This window comes from Mesorhizobium sp. M7A.F.Ca.CA.002.09.1.1, assembly GCF_003998555.1.
In the GTDB taxonomy this organism is placed as follows: Bacteria; Pseudomonadota; Alphaproteobacteria; order Rhizobiales; family Rhizobiaceae; genus Mesorhizobium; species Mesorhizobium ciceri.
In genome coordinates this window covers 1-2,308 of sequence record NZ_RZRR01000878.1, presented here as the reverse complement: position 1 = coordinate 2,308, position 2,308 = coordinate 1, and the positions used below count along the sequence as shown (strand labels likewise).

Sequence of the window (2,308 nt, the reverse complement as noted above, 5' to 3'; positions counted from 1 at the left end):
GTATCAGGCGGTGCTCGGCGACTGTGCAGGCTGTCATACGCGAGCCGAGGGCAAACCGCTGGCCGGCGGCCTGCCGCTCGAAACGCCGTTCGGCGCGCTTGTGCCGCCCAACATAACGCCTGACCGCGAGACGGGCATCGGCAGTTGGTCGGAAGCCGACTTCCGCAGCATGATGAAGTCAGGCATCGGCCACAATGGTGTGCGGCTCTACCCCGCAATGCCCTACCCCGCCTATACCAGGATGAACGATCGGGACATTTCCGACTTGTGGGCCTATCTGACGACGGTTCAACCGGTATCGAACAAGGTCGAAGCCAATCAGCTGCCGTTCCCGTTGAACATCCGGCTGGCGATGCTGGGCTGGAATGCCCTCAACTTCACCGAAGCAAGCTTTCAGCCGGATCCCTCCAAGTCGGCGGAGTGGAATCGCGGCGCTTATATCGTCCAGGGAGCGGGCCATTGCGGCACCTGCCACTCGCCCAAATCTTTCCTTGGCGCCGATAAGGACAGCGAGTTCCTGCAAGGTGCCTCCCTGCAGGGCTGGTTTGCCCCCGACATCACCAACAATGCGCAATCGGGCCTGGGCAAATGGTCGGAAGAGGATCTGGTGAAATACCTCAAGACCGGCGTCAATGCGCATTCGATTGCCTCCGGTCCGATGGCGGAGGCCATCGAGAACTCCACGTCGAAAATGACCGATCCCGATCTCAAGGCGGTTGCAGTCTACCTCAAGAGCCTGGGCTCGGATGTCGACAGCGCCCAACCGGCAAAGCCTGACGCAACACGGATGACCGCGGGCGAGGCAATCTATCGCGACAATTGCTCGGCCTGCCATGGTGGAGATGGTGCCGGGTCAGGCGCGCTTTTCCCTTCCCTTGCCGGCAATTCGATCGTCGCGCAGGGCAGTGCCGAAACACTGGCCCGGCTCGTCCTTGCCGGCAGCCAGGCCGTGCACACGGCCGATGCACCGACGACGCCCGCCATGCCTTCCCTGGCCTGGCGCCTGAAAGACCAGGAGGTCGCCGACGTCTTGACCTATGTGCGCGCCAGTTGGGGCAACGCGGCTCCTGCAGTCTCGTCCGGCGATGTCGCTGCCGTACGCAAGGGATTGACCCAGTAGACCCGTACTCTAGCTCTCGGCTGCGACAGCGAGCGCCAGACGGCTCATGTCGGTGAAAAGCGCCTGGCGCTCGGAATAGTCGGTCTGTTCGCCGGTCTCGATGTTGTCCACCACGACACACATCGACAACGCACGTGCTCCGAAATGCTCCGATATGCCATAGAGCGCGCTGGTTTCCATATCCACGGCCAGGGCTCCTTGCGCCCGTGCATCGGCAAAACGGGCACGCCCATCCGGGTGATAGAAGATGTCGCTGCAGACCGTCAGGCCGACATGATGGTCGATGCCAAATTCTACCGCCTTGGCCCGTGACGATGCGAGGAGCGCCGGGTCCGGGCCAGCCGGTCCATAAAGGCCGAAAACCTGGCCGCTCTGGGCGCTTTCCGCCTGTGCCGATTGCGAGATGACAAGGCTGCGCAGCTTTGCCTTTGCGGTCAGGCTGCCGCAGGTGCCGGTACGGATCAGCGTCCGGGCGCCATAATGGTCCAGCAGTTCATGCGCATAGATCAGAAACGATGAAACGCCGATGCCCGTCGCTTGAATGCTGATGGACTTGCCACGAAACAAGCCGGTGAAGCCAAGCGTGCCGCGTCGGCGATTGATGCAGCGCGGCGCTTCCAGGAACGTTTGCGCCATCCATTCGGCGCGTTGCGGGTCGCCCGGCAACAACACCGTGTCGGCATAGTCGTCCTTGTCCGCTTCGTTGTGCGGCGTCACCGGTTGCTCCCCTAAGCCTTCCTGCCGTTCACCCCTCAATCATGGCGTTGTCACGGCGTTGCGCAAGGAGGAACATGGGGAAGGCTTTAGGACTCCAGCACGTCCTTGACGATCGTGGCCAGTTGCTTGAGCGAAAACGGCTTCGGCAGGAAGCCGAAATGCGCATCTGCCGGCAGGTTTCTGGCGAATGCGTCCTCGGCATAGCCGGACACGAAGACGAACTTGATGTCGGGCTGGCGCTTGCGCAATTCGCCGAGCAGCGTCGGCCCGTCCATTTCCGGCATCACCACGTCGGAAACGACGATATCGACCTTGCCGCCCAGCGCCTCGAACACTTCCAGCGCCTCGACGCCCGACGACGCCTCGTGCACGGTGTAGCCGCGCGAGGTCAGCGCCCGCATGCCGCCCATGCGCACGGCATCCTCGTCCTCGACGAGCAGCACCGTGGCCGAGCCCGACAGATCCTTGGCC

The 2,308-nt window shown here is 62.8% G+C and carries 3 protein-coding genes; 1 reads left to right on the top strand and 2 read right to left on the bottom strand.

Going from position 1 to position 2,308, the window contains the following annotated elements; genetic code table 11:
- A partial coding sequence (locus EN994_RS27740; RefSeq protein ID WP_164746255.1) for a cytochrome c occupies positions 1–1,120 on the top strand: 1,120 nt, incomplete at its 5' end.
- Between the two features lie 9 nt (positions 1,121–1,129).
- Here the strand turns inward: EN994_RS27740 and EN994_RS27735 are convergent.
- Entirely contained in the window at positions 1,130–1,837 is a 708-nt protein-coding gene (locus EN994_RS27735; protein ID WP_013531859.1) for a DeoD-type purine-nucleoside phosphorylase, read from the bottom strand.
- Between the two features lie 86 nt (positions 1,838–1,923).
- Positions 1,924–2,308 (bottom strand): response regulator (locus tag EN994_RS27730; protein WP_164746254.1); only part of this gene is annotated, 385 nt, incomplete at its 5' end.